General features: G+C 64.3%; 16 protein-coding genes. 5 read left to right on the top strand and 11 right to left on the bottom strand.

The annotated features are described in order from the left end of the window. Position 1: 1 nt before the first annotated feature. The 3 genes from coxB to QCE64_RS00925 form a co-directional block, all read right to left on the bottom strand. Positions 2-1,630, bottom strand: a complete 1,629-nt coding sequence (gene coxB / locus QCE64_RS00935; RefSeq protein WP_309807092.1) for a cytochrome c oxidase subunit II — start codon at positions 1,628-1,630, stop codon at positions 2-4. Between the two features lie 68 nt (positions 1,631-1,698). After that, entirely contained in the window at positions 1,699-2,172 is a 474-nt protein-coding gene (locus QCE64_RS00930) for a DUF2244 domain-containing protein (protein WP_309919523.1), read from the bottom strand. 244 nt (positions 2,173-2,416) lie between these two features. Beyond that, on the bottom strand, positions 2,417-3,397 hold the full coding sequence (locus QCE64_RS00925) for a methyltransferase domain-containing protein (RefSeq protein WP_310002452.1): 981 nt from the start codon (positions 3,395-3,397) through the stop codon (positions 2,417-2,419). Between the two features lie 213 nt (positions 3,398-3,610). Between QCE64_RS00925 and QCE64_RS00920 the strand changes: the two genes are divergently transcribed. Both QCE64_RS00920 and trmL read left to right on the top strand, forming a co-directional pair. Continuing rightward, positions 3,611-4,351 (top strand): ComF family protein, encoded by a 741-nt coding sequence (locus QCE64_RS00920; RefSeq protein ID WP_310002451.1) that lies wholly within the window; start codon positions 3,611-3,613, stop codon positions 4,349-4,351. Between the two features lie 21 nt (positions 4,352-4,372). Further along, positions 4,373-4,843: a tRNA (uridine(34)/cytosine(34)/5-carboxymethylaminomethyluridine(34)-2'-O)-methyltransferase TrmL gene (gene trmL, locus QCE64_RS00915; RefSeq protein WP_309928989.1), complete on the top strand. Its 471-nt coding sequence runs from the start codon at positions 4,373-4,375 to the stop codon at positions 4,841-4,843. Here the strand turns inward: trmL and QCE64_RS00910 are convergent. The 5 genes from QCE64_RS00910 to QCE64_RS00890 form a co-directional block, all read right to left on the bottom strand. Next, positions 4,816-5,382 carry an O-acetyl-ADP-ribose deacetylase gene (locus QCE64_RS00910; RefSeq protein WP_310002450.1) on the bottom strand — a complete coding sequence of 189 codons (567 nt, stop codon included), beginning with the start codon at positions 5,380-5,382 and terminating at the stop codon, positions 4,816-4,818. The genes trmL and QCE64_RS00910 overlap by 28 nt on opposite strands. A gap of 64 nt (positions 5,383-5,446) precedes the next feature. Beyond that, positions 5,447-6,445: an NAD(P)H-dependent glycerol-3-phosphate dehydrogenase gene (locus QCE64_RS00905; RefSeq protein ID WP_309913464.1), complete on the bottom strand. Its 999-nt coding sequence runs from the start codon at positions 6,443-6,445 to the stop codon at positions 5,447-5,449. Positions 6,446-6,478: 33 nt separating this feature from the next. Beyond that, the gene (gene secB, locus QCE64_RS00900) at positions 6,479-6,949 is read right to left on the bottom strand and encodes a protein-export chaperone SecB (RefSeq protein WP_309807086.1); all 471 of its coding nucleotides are present in this window, start codon (positions 6,947-6,949) and stop codon (positions 6,479-6,481) included. A 71-nt stretch (positions 6,950-7,020) separates the two neighbouring features. Beyond that, positions 7,021-7,281: a glutaredoxin 3 gene (gene grxC, locus QCE64_RS00895; protein ID WP_309913461.1), complete on the bottom strand. Its 261-nt coding sequence runs from the start codon at positions 7,279-7,281 to the stop codon at positions 7,021-7,023. After that, positions 7,278-7,703, bottom strand: coding sequence for a rhodanese-like domain-containing protein (locus QCE64_RS00890; RefSeq protein ID WP_309807084.1), 426 nt, complete (start codon positions 7,701-7,703; stop codon positions 7,278-7,280). Before QCE64_RS00890 ends, grxC begins: the two co-directional genes overlap by 4 nt. Positions 7,704-7,886: 183 nt before the next feature. On the opposite strand from QCE64_RS00890, the gene gpmA reads away from it, so the two are divergent. From gpmA to QCE64_RS00875, 3 genes are all read left to right on the top strand, one after another. Next, positions 7,887-8,633, top strand: coding sequence for a 2,3-diphosphoglycerate-dependent phosphoglycerate mutase (gpmA, locus tag QCE64_RS00885; RefSeq protein ID WP_309913457.1), 747 nt, complete (start codon positions 7,887-7,889; stop codon positions 8,631-8,633). Between the two features lie 327 nt (positions 8,634-8,960). Beyond that, positions 8,961-10,544 (top strand): S41 family peptidase, encoded by a 1,584-nt coding sequence (locus QCE64_RS00880; protein WP_309913454.1) that lies wholly within the window; start codon positions 8,961-8,963, stop codon positions 10,542-10,544. A 148-nt stretch (positions 10,545-10,692) separates the two neighbouring features. Then, a complete protein-coding gene (locus tag QCE64_RS00875; RefSeq protein WP_309913452.1) occupies positions 10,693-11,451 on the top strand; it encodes a molybdopterin-synthase adenylyltransferase MoeB in 759 nt (252 codons plus the stop codon). A gap of 6 nt (positions 11,452-11,457) precedes the next feature. On the opposite strand, the gene ptsP is transcribed toward QCE64_RS00875, so the two are convergent. The 3 genes from ptsP to QCE64_RS00860 all read right to left on the bottom strand — a co-directional run bounded on the left by ptsP (position 11,458) and on the right by QCE64_RS00860 (position 14,236). After that, a complete protein-coding gene (ptsP, locus tag QCE64_RS00870; protein ID WP_309913449.1) occupies positions 11,458-13,218 on the bottom strand; it encodes a phosphoenolpyruvate--protein phosphotransferase in 1,761 nt (586 codons plus the stop codon). A gap of 220 nt (positions 13,219-13,438) precedes the next feature. Beyond that, positions 13,439-13,708 carry an HPr family phosphocarrier protein gene (locus tag QCE64_RS00865; RefSeq protein ID WP_008351787.1) on the bottom strand — a complete coding sequence of 90 codons (270 nt, stop codon included), beginning with the start codon at positions 13,706-13,708 and terminating at the stop codon, positions 13,439-13,441. A 36-nt stretch (positions 13,709-13,744) separates the two neighbouring features. Then, a complete protein-coding gene (locus QCE64_RS00860) occupies positions 13,745-14,236 on the bottom strand; it encodes a PTS sugar transporter subunit IIB (protein WP_309807079.1) in 492 nt (163 codons plus the stop codon). Positions 14,237-14,454: the final 218 nt, after the last annotated feature.

The following is a 14,454-nucleotide window of genomic DNA, read 5'->3' as shown; positions in this document are numbered from 1 at the left end:
GTCAAGCAGCCGGACTGATTTCAACGCGACGGGCTTCCTTGTTGTCGGCGCCCCCCGTGATGGTTTCCGGTTTCTTCAACACGATACGGTCTTCCGCTACGCCCGCTGCCTTCAGCGCATCGCGCACGGCTTGCGCGCGGCGCTTGGCGAGGTCGGCGTTCAGGTCGGCGCCGCCGGTGGCATCGGTGAAGCCGGACAACGCGATCTTCGCGTCCGGATGCGCCTTGGCGTAGGCCGCTGCGGCGTCGACCGCGTTTTTCGCGTCGGCGGGCAGCGTGTCCTTGCCCGTCTCGAAATAGATGCTGGCGGGCAGGCCGGCGGCCTGCGTCGCGCTGCCGGCTTCCGCGCCCGATGCCGCCGGGGCGCTCGCTTCGGCCGCGGCGGGCGCGGCGCTCGCTGCTTCCGGAGCGGATGCCGATGCCGCCGCTGCCGTGCCGCCGCCTTCGGGCATCTTGCCGGCCTTGGCGTCGATGACCTGCTTCGGTTGCAGCACGTCGCCGGTGTGGTTGCTCCAGCTATTGCGTTCGAAGGTCACGACCGAGGCGATCTCGACGTCGTTCAGCACGCCCTGCCACGAAGGCATCGCGCCCTTGCCGTGCAGCACGAGATTCAGGTGCTCGGCGATCGAACCGTTCGCGATCTTCGAGCCGTCGAGCGCCGGGAACTGGCCCGCGCCCTTGCCGGTCGGCTGGTGGCAGACCGCGCAGTTCGACGTGTAGACCTGCTGGCCGCGCGCCATCAGCTCATCCTTGGTGTAGGTCTTGAGCGGATCGTCCTGGCCTGCGGCCATCTTCTTCTTCTGGCCGTCGACCCACTTCGCGTAGTCGTCGGTGGACAGCACTTCCACCACCACCGGCATGTACGCGTGCTCCTTGCCGCACAACTCCGTACAGAAGCCGCGGTAGGTGCCGACCTTCTCCGCCTTGAACCAGGTGTCGCGCACGAAGCCGGGGATCGCGTCCTGCTTCACGCCGAAGGCCGGGACATACCACGAGTGCACGACGTCGTTCGCCGTGGTGATGATGCGGATCTTCTTGTCGACCGGCACGACCAGCGGGTTGTCGACTTCCTGCAGATACAGCGTGGAGATGGGCTTCTGGCCGTTGGTCTCGCTGCGCGGCGTGGACAGGGTGGACAGGAAGCTGATGCCTTCGCCCGGACCCTTCACGTAGTCATAGCCCCACTTCCATTGATAGCCGGTGACCTTCACGGTGAGGTCGGCGTTGGAGGTGTCCTTCATCGCGACGACCGCCTTGGTGGCGGGCAGCGCCATCAGGATCACGATGATGAACGGCGCGATGGTCCAGATGATTTCGACCGTGGTGCTTTCGTGGAAATTGGCGGGCTTGAAGCCCTTCGACTTGCGATGCACGAACATCGAATAGAACATCACCCCGAACACGCCAACGAAGATGACGGTGCAGATGATGAGCATGAAGATATGGAGGCCGTAGAGCTCCTCGGCGATCTTCGTCACGGGCGGCTGAAAGTTGATCTCGTTGACAGCGGGACCGCCTGGACTGTTTTCGACCGCCAGGGCTGCGCCGGCGGAAAGCAGTGCGCCTGCCGCCAGCACGCCCGAGAGGGCTCGCTTGATTGTTTTCATAGCATCCTTACCCAAATTTTCCATTCAAACCCTCGACCCCCGTGGCATCAAGCATCGGCCGGCTCCTCTCGCAGGCGCGCATCAGAGACATCTCAAAGACATCTCAGCGAGGCCCGCAGCTCGGCAGCAAAGTGTTGGCGACGATGCTGTGCAAGGTGTTGTCCGATTTTCACCGATTGACCGCGCGAGGTGATCGTGAGCGGTTCTCTCGGTGTCGCGCCCGCTTCGACCCGCACCCAACGCGGATTGAACTCGAACTGCGTCAGCTCTTCGGCGTTCATCTGCTCGATCAACAACCGGTTTTGATACAGCCGGATTCGCTCGTAGTCCACCGCATGACGCGCGTAAATCACGAACGCAATGCCTGTGACCGTCAGTTCGATTCCGGTGAACGGCAGCACCAGCCAGGCGCCATTCAAGAACAGCGGCGTTGCGATTGCCAGCGAAAACAACGCAAGCGACAGATAGAAGCCCACGAACTGACGCGGCGATACCGAACAGTTGCGCTTCATGAGCCAGTCCTTGATGACTGGCTCGGTATCCGTCAGCGTCTGGCTGGCTTGCATCGCTGCCTCCATCAATCCGCACGCAGTCGCATACTTTTGCTCGGATTTCGCCCAAAATTGTGTCAGCCCGGGCGACAAACTGACGCATTATAGGCGTCTTGAGGGGCATCCACAAGCAAGGGTCGTAACGCTGGAAAGCCAAGCGCCACAAGCTTCTGCGCCCTTTTGACGCACCTTTTTGCGCAGCTTTTCCACGCAAATTTCAGACATAACCTGAGCCCTATTTACGGCTCGGCGCTTCTCCCTACAACTTCCGTTTCGGTCCTCGCCCGATATCCTCGAGCCGCACAATGCCGTGTCCTTCCGCCGTGGTGCGCGGCACGGCCTTCCACGCGTGGCCGTAGATCACCTCGAAGGTCAGCGGAATGGTGCCGTCGTCGCGGCGCAGCGCCTCCAGCGCCTGATGCACCGCACCGCGCACGGCTTGCGGATCCGCGCGGCCCGCCGCGTAAACCCGGACGAACGGATACGCGCCCCACCGTCTCACATCGGCCAACAGGGATTCAGGGGACTTGTAGGTAATGGTCAGGACTTCCTGATCCATCACCGGAATTTCGAAGCCGCTCTCCACGAGCATGTCGCCGAGATCATGCATGTCGACGAAATCGATCGTGTGCGGCACAGGCGCGAGACCCAGCGTGCGCTCGGATTCGCGGTACGCGGCTCGCAGCTCGCGCAGCGTGTCGGGGCCGAACGTGCTGAACATCAGCAGGCCGTTCACCTTCAGCACGCGCTGCCATTCCGGAAACACGAGATCCGGGCGCGCGTGCCAGTGCAGCGCGAGATTCGACCAGAGCAATTCGAATGCGCCCGATGCGAACGGCAACTCGGAGAAATCAGCCTGAGCGAGTTGCGGGCCGCGCGCGCCGAGCGCCTTGGCGAGTGTCGCGGGGAGGAAGCGGCGCCAGCCTGCGCCGGCATCGCCATCGGCGGCCTCGGCGGCGTGCGCGCGTGCGAGCATCGCAGACGAAAGATCGACACCTGTCACCGAAGCTTCGGCGAAGCGTTCCCGCAGACCGGGCAGATCGGCGCCCATGCCGCACGCCGCGTCGAGTACGCGCAGCGGGGCGACCTTGATGTAGTCGAGCCGCTCGCGCATCCGTCCGGCGATCTCGCGCGGCAGGAATGCGACCTCGTCGAAGGCAGCGGCGCGGTCGTCGAAGATCGCGCGCAAACGGCGCGAATCATAGGCCGGACGGCTGGTTTCGGAGGAGGTTGGGGACATGTCGATCTATTTGCGAAGAGTGCGAAGTATACTCGGTCGTCTCTAAAACGACCCATGCGAAGTGCTGATACGAGGCATAAAGGCCGCGAGACGCATGACGAGTGCGTGCGAGCAGCCGGGTCGAGCCATCATTTTTCCGGGCAAGCGGCCTTGAACGCCAACACGATTCGTCCCTCGTCTCAATCGCCTCGTTCGCCGGCTGTCAGCGGCATCATGCGCCTGCGCGCATTCGGCACAGCGTTGAAGCGCCTCGTCTCGGCTGCGCTGCCGGGTCAGTGCGCACTATGCGGCAATTTGTCGCAAAGCCTGCTGTGCCCGGGATGCGATGCGCAAGTCTGGAACGAGCCGCGGATGCGCTGCGCCACGTGCGCCCTGCCGCTGACCTTGTTTCAGCTCCGCCGCCGCGGCGACGATGCACGTTGTCATTGCGGCGCGTGTCTCGACAAACCGCCTTCCTTCAACGATACGCTCGTGCTCGCCCACTATCGCGCGCCGCTCGATACGCTGGCCGTCGGACTCAAGTTTCGCGGCCAGCTCGCGGCGGCCCCGGCATTCGCGCGGCATCTGCATGGCGCGTTCGAGGACAGCGGCCTGCCCCGGCCGGACGTGATCGTTGCGGTGCCATTGTCGCGCAAGCGGCTCGTCGAACGGGGCTACAACCAGGCTTGGGCGATCGCGCGTCCGCTCGGGCGCCTGATGGGCGTGCAAAGCGATGCAGCGCTCGTGCTGCGCAACCGGCACACGCCGGCGCAGTCGCGCCTCGATCAGGAGACACGCCGCCGCAATGTCGCCGAGGCGTTTTCGGTTTCGCGAGCGGTGCGCGGCCTGCACGTCGGCGTGGTGGATGACGTGATGACCTCGGGCGCGACGCTCGACGCGCTCGCCCACACGCTCAAGCGAGCCGGCGCGCGCCGCGTCACCAACTTCGTGGCGCTGCGCACGCCGCAGGATTAACCATTTCATCTTCAGACTGTCATGTTCAACGTCGTACTCGTCGAACCCGAAATTCCGCCGAACACCGGCAATGTGATCCGCCTGTGCGCCAACACCGGGGCGCGGCTGCATCTGATCGAGCCGCTCGGTTTTCCGCTCGACGACACCAAGATGCGTCGCGCCGGCCTCGACTATCACGAGTACGCCGAGATGAACGTGCATGCCAGTTGGGACGCGTTCATCGGGAAGGAAGCGCCGGATGCGGCGCGCATGTTCGCGTTCACGACGCGCGGTTCGACGCCGTTCTTTGATCACGCATTCAGGCCCGGCGACTGGTTCGTGTTCGGCGCCGAAACGCGCGGACTCGCGCCTGCGCTGCTCGAACGCTTTCCGAACGGACAGCGCGTGCGCCTGCCGATGCGACCCGGCAACCGCAGCCTGAACCTTTCGAATACGGTGGCGATCGTGACGTTCGAGGCCTGGCGTCAGGCCGGTTTCGAAGGCGGTGCCTGAAGGTCGGGTTCGGACCGGAGTTGGGAATGGAGTGCGGCCTGGAGTTCAGCCTGATAGCGCGCGAGCATGTCGTCCTGGAAGCAGGCGAAGATCACGTGCTTGATGCCAGGCGCGGCGGACAGGGTTTGAATGACCGTGCGCACGGCAATCGGCACGGCTTGTTCGACGGGAAAGTGATAGATGCCGCAACTGATGGCCGGGAACGCGATCGACTCGCAGCCGGCTTTAGCCGCCAGTTCGAGCGAGCGCCGGTAACAGCTTGCAAGCAGTTCGGGCTCGTTCTTGTTGCCGCCGCTCCAGCGCGGCCCGACGGCGTGAATCACGTGTTTCGCCGGCAGGTCGTAGCCCGCGGTGAGCTTCGCGTCGCCGGTTTCGCAGCCGCCGAGCGTTTCGCATTCGCGCAGCAGATTCTTCCCCGCCTTGCGATGAATCGCACCGTCGACACCGCCGCCGCCCAGCAGCGACTTGTTCGCCGCGTTGACGATGGCATCGACTTGCAGCGTCGTGATGTCGACCTTTCGGGCTTCGAGCTGGGCCATGGCGCGCCTCCGGTTCGTGGACTTCAGCGACTCTGACGACGCGCCTGTCCGGTCCTGCGCGGACCTATTCCGCCTTCGCGTCCCGATTGAGCAGCGCCTGCACGGCATCGCGGGGCGCTACCTGCTCGAAGAGCACACGGCATACCGCCTGCGTGATCGGCATCTCGATGCCGCGCGACTGCGCGAGCGCCAGAACAGCGCGTGCGCAACGCACGCCTTCCGCGACGTGGCCGAGCGCCGTGAGAATCTCGTCGAGCGTGCGGCCGCTCGCCAGCTGCACGCCGACGGTACGGTTGCGCGACAGGTCGCCCGTTGCGGTGAGGATCAGGTCGCCCAAACCGGTCAGGCCCGTGAAGGTCTCCGCCCGCCCGCCGAGCGCGACGCCCAGACGTGACATCTCGGCCAGCCCGCGCGTGATCAGCGCGGCGCGCGCGTTCAAGCCGAGACCGAGGCCGTCGGAAATGCCGGTGGCGATGGCAAGCACGTTCTTCACCGCGCCGCCGACTTCCACGCCGATGACATCGTCGCCGGTATAGATGCGCATGGCGCCGTGATGAAACGCCGAAACCGTGCGCGCGGCCAGTTCCGCCGATGCGCTCGCGACCGTCAGCGCGACCGGCAGGCCCTGCCCCACTTCGCGCGCGAAGCTCGGGCCGGACAGCGTGCCGTTGCTCCTGTGCCCGGGCAGTTCGGCCGCGACGACTTCATTGGGCAGGCACTGCGTGTCGGCCTCGAATCCCTTGCAGAGCCACACGACATGCGCCGGAACGATGCCTTCCCGATGCATGGCGCGGCACAACTGGCGCAGCCCCGCGACCGGCGCGGCGACGACGCAGAGGGCGTCATCCGCGCACGCGTGCCGCAGCGCGGCGGCGAGGTCCGTCTCGAACGCCAGCGACGGCGGCAAGCGCACGCCAGCCAGATAGCGCGTGTTTTCGTGCGTGCGGGAGAGTGATTCGATGAGCGCGGCGTCGCGCGCCCACAAGGTCGTGTCGTGCCGCTCCGCGAGGTGGCCCGCCAATGCGGTGCCCCACGCGCCGGCGCCAAGAACGGCTACTTTCATTGCCCGGCTCCGGTCGGCAGAAGTCGCGGGAATTTAATGCGTGGCGCCGTTCGCCGCGCCTTCCTGCGCCGTGGCGAGCTGGGCCATGCGTTGCTCGTACAGCGCCTGGAAGTTGATTTCCGCGAGGTGAATGGGGGGAAAACCGGCGCGCGTGATGGCGTCGGCGATATTCGAACGCAGGTACGGGAACAGGATGGTGGGGCACGCAATGCCGACGAGCGGGTCGATCTGTTCAGCCGGAATGTTGCGGATGTCGAAGATGCCTGCCTGCTTCGCTTCGATCAGGAACGCCACCTTGCTCGTGACCTTGGCCGTGACGGTGCCCGTCACCAGCACTTCGAACACGCTTTCCGCGAGACGGTCGGCCTTCACGTCGACTTCGACTTCCACCGAGGGCATTTCCTGCTCGAGGAAGATGGCCGGCGAATTCGGCTGCTCGAGCGACATGTCCTTCAGATAGATGCGCTGGATGTTGAAAAACGGCTGGTTGTTCTCGTCGGACATAGTGATTTCCTAGGTGATTCGGTATGGACGCGCGGTGTCAGGATGGCCCGCGCGCCGGAATGCGAGCTGCTTCAGGCCGATTCGAGCAGCGGCACGAGGCCGCCCTGGCGGTCGAGCGCGGAAAGGTCGTCGTAGCCGCCGACGTGCGTTTCGCCGATATACACCTGCGGCACGGTGCGACGGCCGGTGCGCGTCATCATTTCCTCGCGGCGGCCGGGTTCACGGTCGATCAGGATCTTCTCGATGGCTTCGACCCCGCGGGACTTTAAAAGACGTTCGGCCATCTGGCAATACGGGCACACGACGGTGCTGTACATGACGACTTTCTTCACTTCACTGCTCCTTGTTTCACCACCGGCATGCCGGCTTTCTGCCAGGCATCGACGCCGCCTTCCAGGACATGGACTTCGGCGTAGCCTGCTTCGGACACGCTGCGGCTCGCACGTTGCGATTGTTGACCAGTCTGGCAGACGAGCACGACCGGATTACTCTTATTCTTTGCGATCTGGCCAATTTTTGCTTGGAGCTCGGAGACTTCGAGATTGCGCGCGGACGGCAGGTGGCCATTGGCGAATTCCGCGGCCGGCCGCAAGTCGACCACGACGGCATTGCGGCGGTTGATCAGCGTGGTGGCCTCGGCGGCGGAAATGCCGCCCCGGCCGCGCCGCATGATGGCCGGCCACAGGAGCAGCGCGCCGGACACGAGCGCGATGACGATGAGTGCGATGTTCTGGTATTCAGTGAAAAACTTCACGTCGAGGGCCGCCGAAATTGAGTGAAAAAGGGAGAAACAGAAATGAGGGCAATCGGCGCATTATAAAATAACCGTTTCCCGCGATGGCCTCTGCCATTCGGCCAATGGCGCCGCGACGCGCGCGCAGGCAGGATGACGGGGTGCGATCGGCGCACCCGCTTTTCCAACTGACCGACCGAAATCATGTACAAGCTAGTGCTCATCCGCCACGGCGAATCGACGTGGAACAAGGAAAACCGCTTTACCGGCTGGGTCGACGTCGACCTGACCGAGCAGGGCAACCGCGAAGCCCGCCAGGCCGGCGTGCTGCTGAAGGAAGCAGGCTATGCGTTCGACATTGCCTACACCTCGGTTCTGAAGCGCGCCATCCGCACGCTGTGGCACGTGCAGGACGAAATGGACCAGATGTATATCCCGGTCGTGCACTCGTGGCGCCTGAACGAACGCCACTACGGCGCGCTCGCGGGCCTCAACAAGGCCGAGACCGCGAAGAAATACGGCGATGATCAGGTCCTCGTCTGGCGCCGCAGCTACGACACCCCGCCGCCCGCGCTGGAGCCGTCGGACGAGCGCGCGTCGTTCAACGATCCGCGCTACGCCAAGGTGCCGCGCGAGCAACTGCCGCTCACCGAATGCCTGAAGGACACGGTTGCGCGCGTCCTGCCCATCTGGAACGAATCCATTGCGCCGGCCATCAAGTCGGGCAAGCAGGTCGTGATCTCGGCGCACGGCAATTCCATTCGCGCACTGGTCAAGTATCTCGACAACGTTTCGGATCAGGACATCGTCGGGCTGAACATTCCGAACGGCGTGCCGCTCGTCTATGAACTGGACAGCGAACTGAAGCCCATCAAGCATTACTACCTGGGCGATCCGGAAGCCATCGCGGCCGCGCAGGCAGCCGTCGCCAAGCAGGGCAAGGCAGGCTGACGCACACGGGGCTCGCCGGCAATCCCGGCTTCGGCCGGGCGCTCGCGAACTGGCCTGCGCGTCGCGCTTATCGCACGGATCGTGCTTATCGCGCGCATCGCGCAGGCAGAGGCGCCTTCACGAACAGCGCGCCCCTTCCCGCACATGACGCCCCGCTGACGCCTCGCGGGCCGCATCGACAGCAACGTCCATGACCGGGCTCATCCCCTGCTGGCGGGCATGTGAGCCTCAGGCATTTAAGTTGCGATTAAGTCGCCATTTGAGACGAGCAGGTATACTGGCCCGTCACCACGATGCAGCCCATCCGATTCCGACCGCACCCCCTCTATGCGAAAGAACCTGAAAAACTTCAGCCTGGTCGCCGTTGGCGTTGCTGCCGGCGCACTGGCAACCCTGCAGATCTCTGCCTTCGCGCAACAAGCCGCATCGTCGCCTCTGCCGCTCGACCAGCTGAGGCTCTTCGCCGAAGTCTTCGGTCAGATCAAGCACGAATACGTCGAACCCGTCGATGACAAGAAGCTCCTCACCGCCGCCATCAAGGGCATGGTGTCGAGCCTCGACCCGCACTCGTCCTACCTCGACAAGACCGACTATGAGGAACTCCAGGAACAGACCAAGGGCCGCTTCGCCGGGCTGGGCATCGAGATCTCGTCGGAAGACGGGCTCATCAAGGTCATCTCGCCCATCGAAGACACGCCCGCGTTCCGCGCCGGCATCCGTCCGGGCGACCTGATCACGCGCATCAACGACAAGCCCGTGCGCGGCATGACGCTCGACAAGGCCGTCAAGCAGATGCGCGGCGAGCCGGGCACCAAGGTCACGCTGACCATCTTCCGCAAGAGCGACGACCGCACCTTCCCGCTCACCGTCACGCGCGCCGTGATCCGCGTGCAGTCGGTGAAGATGAAGATCCCCGAGCCGGGTTATGGCTATATCCGCATCACGAGCTTCCAGGAACGCACGGTGCCGGACCTCGCCGCGAAGCTGCAAGACCTCGCGCGCCAGCAACCGAACCTGAAGGGCCTCGTGCTCGACCTGCGCAACAACGGCGGCGGTCTGCTGCAGAGCGCGGTCGGCGTCGCGGGCGCGTTCCTGCCGGACAACTCCGTGGTCGTCTCCACGAATGGCCAGATCGCGGACGCGAAGCAGACCTTCCGCGACACCTATGACAACTACCGTCTGCCGTCCTTCGATTCCGACCCGTTGAAGAACGTGCCGGAAATCTTCAAGAAGGTGCCGATGGTCGTGCTGACCAACGCCTACTCGGCGTCGGCGTCGGAGATCGTCGCGGGCGCGCTGCAGGATCATCATCGCGCGCTGATCGTCGGCAAGACCACGTTCGGCAAGGGCTCGGTGCAGACCGTGCGCCCGATGACCGCGGACACCGCGCTGCGTCTCACCACGGCGTACTACTACACGCCGAGCGGCAAGTCGATCCAGAACCAGGGCGTGCGTCCTGACGTGCCGGTCGACCAGTACGCGGACGGCGATCCGGACGACGCGCTCGTCACGCGCGAAGTGGATTACTCGAACCACCTCGCGAACACGCAGGATCCGAACGAGAAGAAGGAGCAGGAGCAACGCGAGGCGGACCGTCTCGAGCAACTGCGCATTCTCGAAGAGCAGAACGACAAGAAGACCCCCGAACAGCGTCGCAAGGATCGCGAGCGCAAGCCGGTCGAGTTCGGCAGCTCGGACGACTTCATGCTGCAACAGGCTCTGAACAAGCTGGAAGGCAAGACGGTGGTCGAGTCGAAGTCGTATAGCGAACGCAAGCTCGCGCAGAACAAGCCGGGACGTTCGGCTTCGGCGCCGGTCGTCGCACCGCCGGCACTGCCGGCCACGCCGGGCTCCGCGCCGGCGTCGGGTGCACAGCCTGCCTCTTCGCCGACCGCACAGCAGTCGAAGTAAGCGAGTCAGCGTCGTACACGAAGGGCTTCGCGGCATCGCGCCGCGAAGCCCTTCGTCTTTGGTGCGCTTAAAATATTCGCTTCCAGCGCGCCGTTCTCACCGGCGTTCCCTTCGCGGCATTCACAGCGCATTCCATTGCGCGAGCTCGATGAACGACGATCAACTCCTCCGCTATTCCCGCCATATTCTTGTCGATGAGATCGGCATCGAGGCGCAGCAGCGCTTCCTCGATGCGCATGCGCTTATCGTCGGCGCGGGCGGTCTGGGCGCGCCCGCGGCGATGTATCTGGCGGCGGCGGGCGTCGGCAGGATCACGCTGGTGGACGCCGATACCGTCGATCTCACCAACCTGCAACGGCAGATCGTGCATATGACGCGATCGGTCGGAACGCCCAAGGTGGCATCGGCGCGTGAGACGCTGAACGCGCTGAATCCGGAGGTGAACGTCATCGCGGTGAACGCGCGCGCCGACGCTGCGTGGCTCGCGCTCAATGTGCCCGGCGCCTCGGTCGTGCTCGATTGCAGCGACAACTTCGCCACGCGCCACGCCATCAACGCAGCCTGCGTCGAGCACAAGGTGCCGCTCGTGTCGGGCGCGGCGCTGCGTTTCGACGGCCAGATCAGCACCTTCGATCTGCGCTCGCCCGACTCGCCCTGCTATGCGTGTGTGTTTCCGCCGGACCAGGCGTTCGAGGAAGTTGCCTGCTCGACGATGGGCGTGTTCGCGCCGACGGTCGGCATCATCGGCGCGATGCAGGCGGCGGAAGCGTTGCGCGTGATCGGCGGCTTTGGCGAAACGCTCGCGGGCCGGCTGATGATGCTCGACTCGCTGCGCATGGAATGGAACACGATGAAGATCGCGCGGCAGCCGGACTGTCCGGTCTGCGGCGCGCATTCCAAGGGTTGAAGAACTTCAGACCTTCTGCAGCACGTTGAGCGCGGCCAGCAGTTCATTGGGCTCATAGGCCGCGAGCACGTCCGCGACCGGCTTGTCGAACGCCTTCAGGTTCGAACGCAGGATCTCCTGCTTCACCACGAGCAACTGGCTCGGATGCATCGAGAACTCGGTCAGCCCGAGCCCGAGCAGCAGCCGCGTGACTGACGGATCGCCGGCCATTTCCCCGCACACCGACACCGGCACGCCCGCGCGCTTCGCCTCGCGCAAGGTGAACGCGATCAGGTTCAGCACCGCCGGATGCAGCGGATCGTACAGATGCGCGACGGCATTGTCCGCGCGATCGATCGCGAGCGTGTACTGGATCAAATCGTTCGTGCCGATCGACAGAAAATCCAGCCGGCTCAGGAACAGCCGCACGGCAATGGCCGCGGCGGGAATCTCGATCATCGCGCCGACCTGCACCTGACGGTCGTAGCCGATGCCCGCGTCATCGAGCTGGCGCTTGGCCTCGCGGATCAGGTCCAGCGTCTGGTCGATTTCCTGCGCGTGCGCGAGCATCGGAATCAGGATCTTGGTCGGGCCGAACGCGGACGCACGCAGGATCGCGCGCAACTGCGTCATGAACATCTGCGGCTCGGACAGGCTCCAGCGGATCGCGCGCAAGCCGAGCGCCGGGTTCGGCGCGGTTTCGTAGCCGTCGCCGCCGCTCATCGAATCGAGCGGCTTGTCGGCGCCGACGTCGATCGTGCGGATCGTCACGGGCTTGCCGTTCATCAGCTCGACCGCGCGCTTGTACGCCTCGAACTGTTCCTCTTCTTCCGGCAGCCGGTTCTTGTGATTCATGAAGAGGAACTCGGTGCGGAACAGGCCGACGCCCATCGCGCCCGCCTCCACGGCGACCTTCGCGTCCTCCGGCAATTCGATGTTCGCGCACAGCTCGATCTTCGTGCCGCACAGCGTCTGGGTCGGCGAGAACTTGAGGCGCTGGAGCTTGCGCTGTTCGAGCTGCTTTTCGCTCTGGCGGTAGGAATATTCTTCGAGGACGATCGGCGCCGGATCGACGATCACGATGCCATGGTCGCCGTCGACGATGATCAGATCGTTCTGACGGATCAGCACGCTCGCCTGCTGCACGCCGACCGACGCCGGGATGCCCAGGCTGCGCGCGACGATGGCCGTGTGCGACGTGCGGCCGCCGAGATCCGTCACGAAGCCCTTGAACGCCTGCGTCTTGAACTGGAGCATGTCGGCCGGCGCGATATCATGCGCGACGACGATCATTTCGTTGTGACCGTTGCTCGCGGCCGTATGCACGACCAGCGAAGCAGCGGTGGGCGCGCCGGCCAGCGCCTTCAGCAGCCGTTCGACCACCTGCTCGATGTCCGCCTTGCGTTCGCGCAGATACTCGTCTTCGATGTCGTCGAAATAGCCGCCAAGGATATCCAGTTGTTCGGTCAGCGCCCACTCGACGTTATAGCGGCGCGTACGAATGAGGTCGATGGTTTCCTGCACGAGCATGGCGTCGTTCAGGATCATGGTATGGACATCGATGAAGGCGCCCATTTCGCTGGGCGCATCGGCGGCGAGGTCGCTGCGCAGTTCCGCGAGTTCCGCGACGACAGCGGCCTGCGCCGCAAGAAACCGGGCGATTTCCGCGTCGATCTGATCGGGGTCGATCAGGTAATGCGCCACGTCGAGCGCCGCCGGCGCGATCAGATAGGCGCGTCCGATGGCAATGCCGCGCGAGACGGGAATTCCATGCAGCGTGAACGACACGCGCACCTCCTCTAGTTGTGATGTCGCAGCCCCTCGGGCGCCCCTCGGTGGGCGCCAGCCGCTCGCTCATTATAAATTCGAATCCGCTGTCCAGTCCCGGAACAGCGGGTCGCAGCAAGGCCGGCACGGTTGCGCCGCCGTTGCTGCAAACGGCGCACATGCAAAAAAGCCGCGTCGGTGCGCGGCTTGTTCGGCTAGTTCCATGACGGGTGACAGCGTGTTACTGGCCTTCCCCGAATTTGTCCGCGATCAGCGCCAGGATGGCCTGCATGGCTTCGGCTTCGTCGGCGCCTTCGGTCTCGATGGTGACCGTGCTGCCGATCCCCGCCGCCAGCATCATCACGCCCATGATGCTCTTGGCATTGATCCGGCGGCCGTTCCGGCTCATCCAGATCTCGCATTGAAAGTTGCCCGCCAGTTGCGTGAGCTTCGCCGAAGCACGTGCGTGGAGACCCAGCTTGTTCACGATTGTTGTTTCTTGTTGCAGCATGATGCTCCGAACGCTAGGTGGAAAAAGTGAGCGGCGTCAGTGGCTGGCGGCGGCCTTGGCGTTCTCGAGATCGGCGCTCGCGGAACAGGCCGGATCGGGCGAACCGGCGGCTTTCGCGGCGAGCGCGCAGGGGTTCATCGGCGTGGATGCGTCCAGCTCCTGGATGCCCTTGGAGCCGCCCTGGAGAATTTTTTCAGTGAGCGTGTCGAGCGGCGTGGCGCGGTAGCAGACGGCGCGCACGAGCATCGGCAGGTTGCAGCCGGCGAGCACGCGCACGTCGGAATCATGCAGGCTGGCGGCGATGTTCGCCGGCGTCGCGCCAAACACGTCGGTCAGCACGATCGCGCCATTGTCTTCCTTCAGACGATCGATCTCCGATCGCGCGAACGCCCGCACCTCGACCGGATCGCAGTCCGGCGTGACATCGATGACGCCGATGCGCGCGGGCAAGCCACCATAGATATGAGCAATACACTCGCGTAGCGCGGTGGCGAAAGGAGCGTGCGCGATGATCAGAATGCCAGCCATGTCAGGAATGCAATCTCAGCAAAAATCAGACGGAATCGTCAGAGTTCGCTCGAAAGCGCGCGAGCGGCGCGGCCATGCAAAGAAGATGGGCGCGGAACGATGGAAATCAAATAGATGCAATCCACGCGCCCGTTGCTTTCGATACTGTTACTCCACCCTGTGCTTGCCAGCTTAAGGCAGCTTTAAAGCGCAGGGGAACCAATTGTAACAGTCTCTCC

This window comes from Caballeronia sp. LZ043 (genome assembly GCF_031451075.1).
In the GTDB taxonomy this organism is placed as follows: domain Bacteria; phylum Pseudomonadota; class Gammaproteobacteria; order Burkholderiales; family Burkholderiaceae; genus Caballeronia.
The sequence above is the reverse complement of the archived record's forward strand: the minus strand, read 5'-3'. Positions and strand labels throughout refer to the sequence as shown.

What these genes read in the sequence shown, in the direction of transcription:
- coxB (WP_309807092.1), bottom strand. Translation starts at nt 1,630, where the DNA reads ATGGAAAATTTGGGTAAGGATGCTATGAAAACAATCAAGCGAGCCCTC.
- QCE64_RS00930 (WP_309919523.1), bottom strand. Translation starts at nt 2,172, where the DNA reads ATGCAAGCCAGCCAGACGCTGACGGATACCGAGCCAGTCATCAAGGAC.
- QCE64_RS00925 (WP_310002452.1), bottom strand. Translation starts at nt 3,397, where the DNA reads ATGTCCCCAACCTCCTCCGAAACCAGCCGTCCGGCCTATGATTCGCGC.
- QCE64_RS00920 (WP_310002451.1), top strand. Translation starts at nt 3,611, where the DNA reads ATGCGCCTGCGCGCATTCGGCACAGCGTTGAAGCGCCTCGTCTCGGCT.
- trmL (WP_309928989.1), top strand. Translation starts at nt 4,373, where the DNA reads ATGTTCAACGTCGTACTCGTCGAACCCGAAATTCCGCCGAACACCGGC.
- QCE64_RS00910 (WP_310002450.1), bottom strand. Translation starts at nt 5,382, where the DNA reads ATGGCCCAGCTCGAAGCCCGAAAGGTCGACATCACGACGCTGCAAGTC.
- QCE64_RS00905 (WP_309913464.1), bottom strand. Translation starts at nt 6,445, where the DNA reads ATGAAAGTAGCCGTTCTTGGCGCCGGCGCGTGGGGCACCGCATTGGCG.
- secB (WP_309807086.1), bottom strand. Translation starts at nt 6,949, where the DNA reads ATGTCCGACGAGAACAACCAGCCGTTTTTCAACATCCAGCGCATCTAT.
- gpmA (WP_309913457.1), top strand. Translation starts at nt 7,887, where the DNA reads ATGTACAAGCTAGTGCTCATCCGCCACGGCGAATCGACGTGGAACAAG.
- QCE64_RS00880 (WP_309913454.1), top strand. Translation starts at nt 8,961, where the DNA reads ATGCGAAAGAACCTGAAAAACTTCAGCCTGGTCGCCGTTGGCGTTGCT.
- QCE64_RS00875 (WP_309913452.1), top strand. Translation starts at nt 10,693, where the DNA reads ATGAACGACGATCAACTCCTCCGCTATTCCCGCCATATTCTTGTCGAT.
- QCE64_RS00865 (WP_008351787.1), bottom strand. Translation starts at nt 13,708, where the DNA reads ATGCTGCAACAAGAAACAACAATCGTGAACAAGCTGGGTCTCCACGCA.
- QCE64_RS00860 (WP_309807079.1), bottom strand. Translation starts at nt 14,236, where the DNA reads ATGGCTGGCATTCTGATCATCGCGCACGCTCCTTTCGCCACCGCGCTA.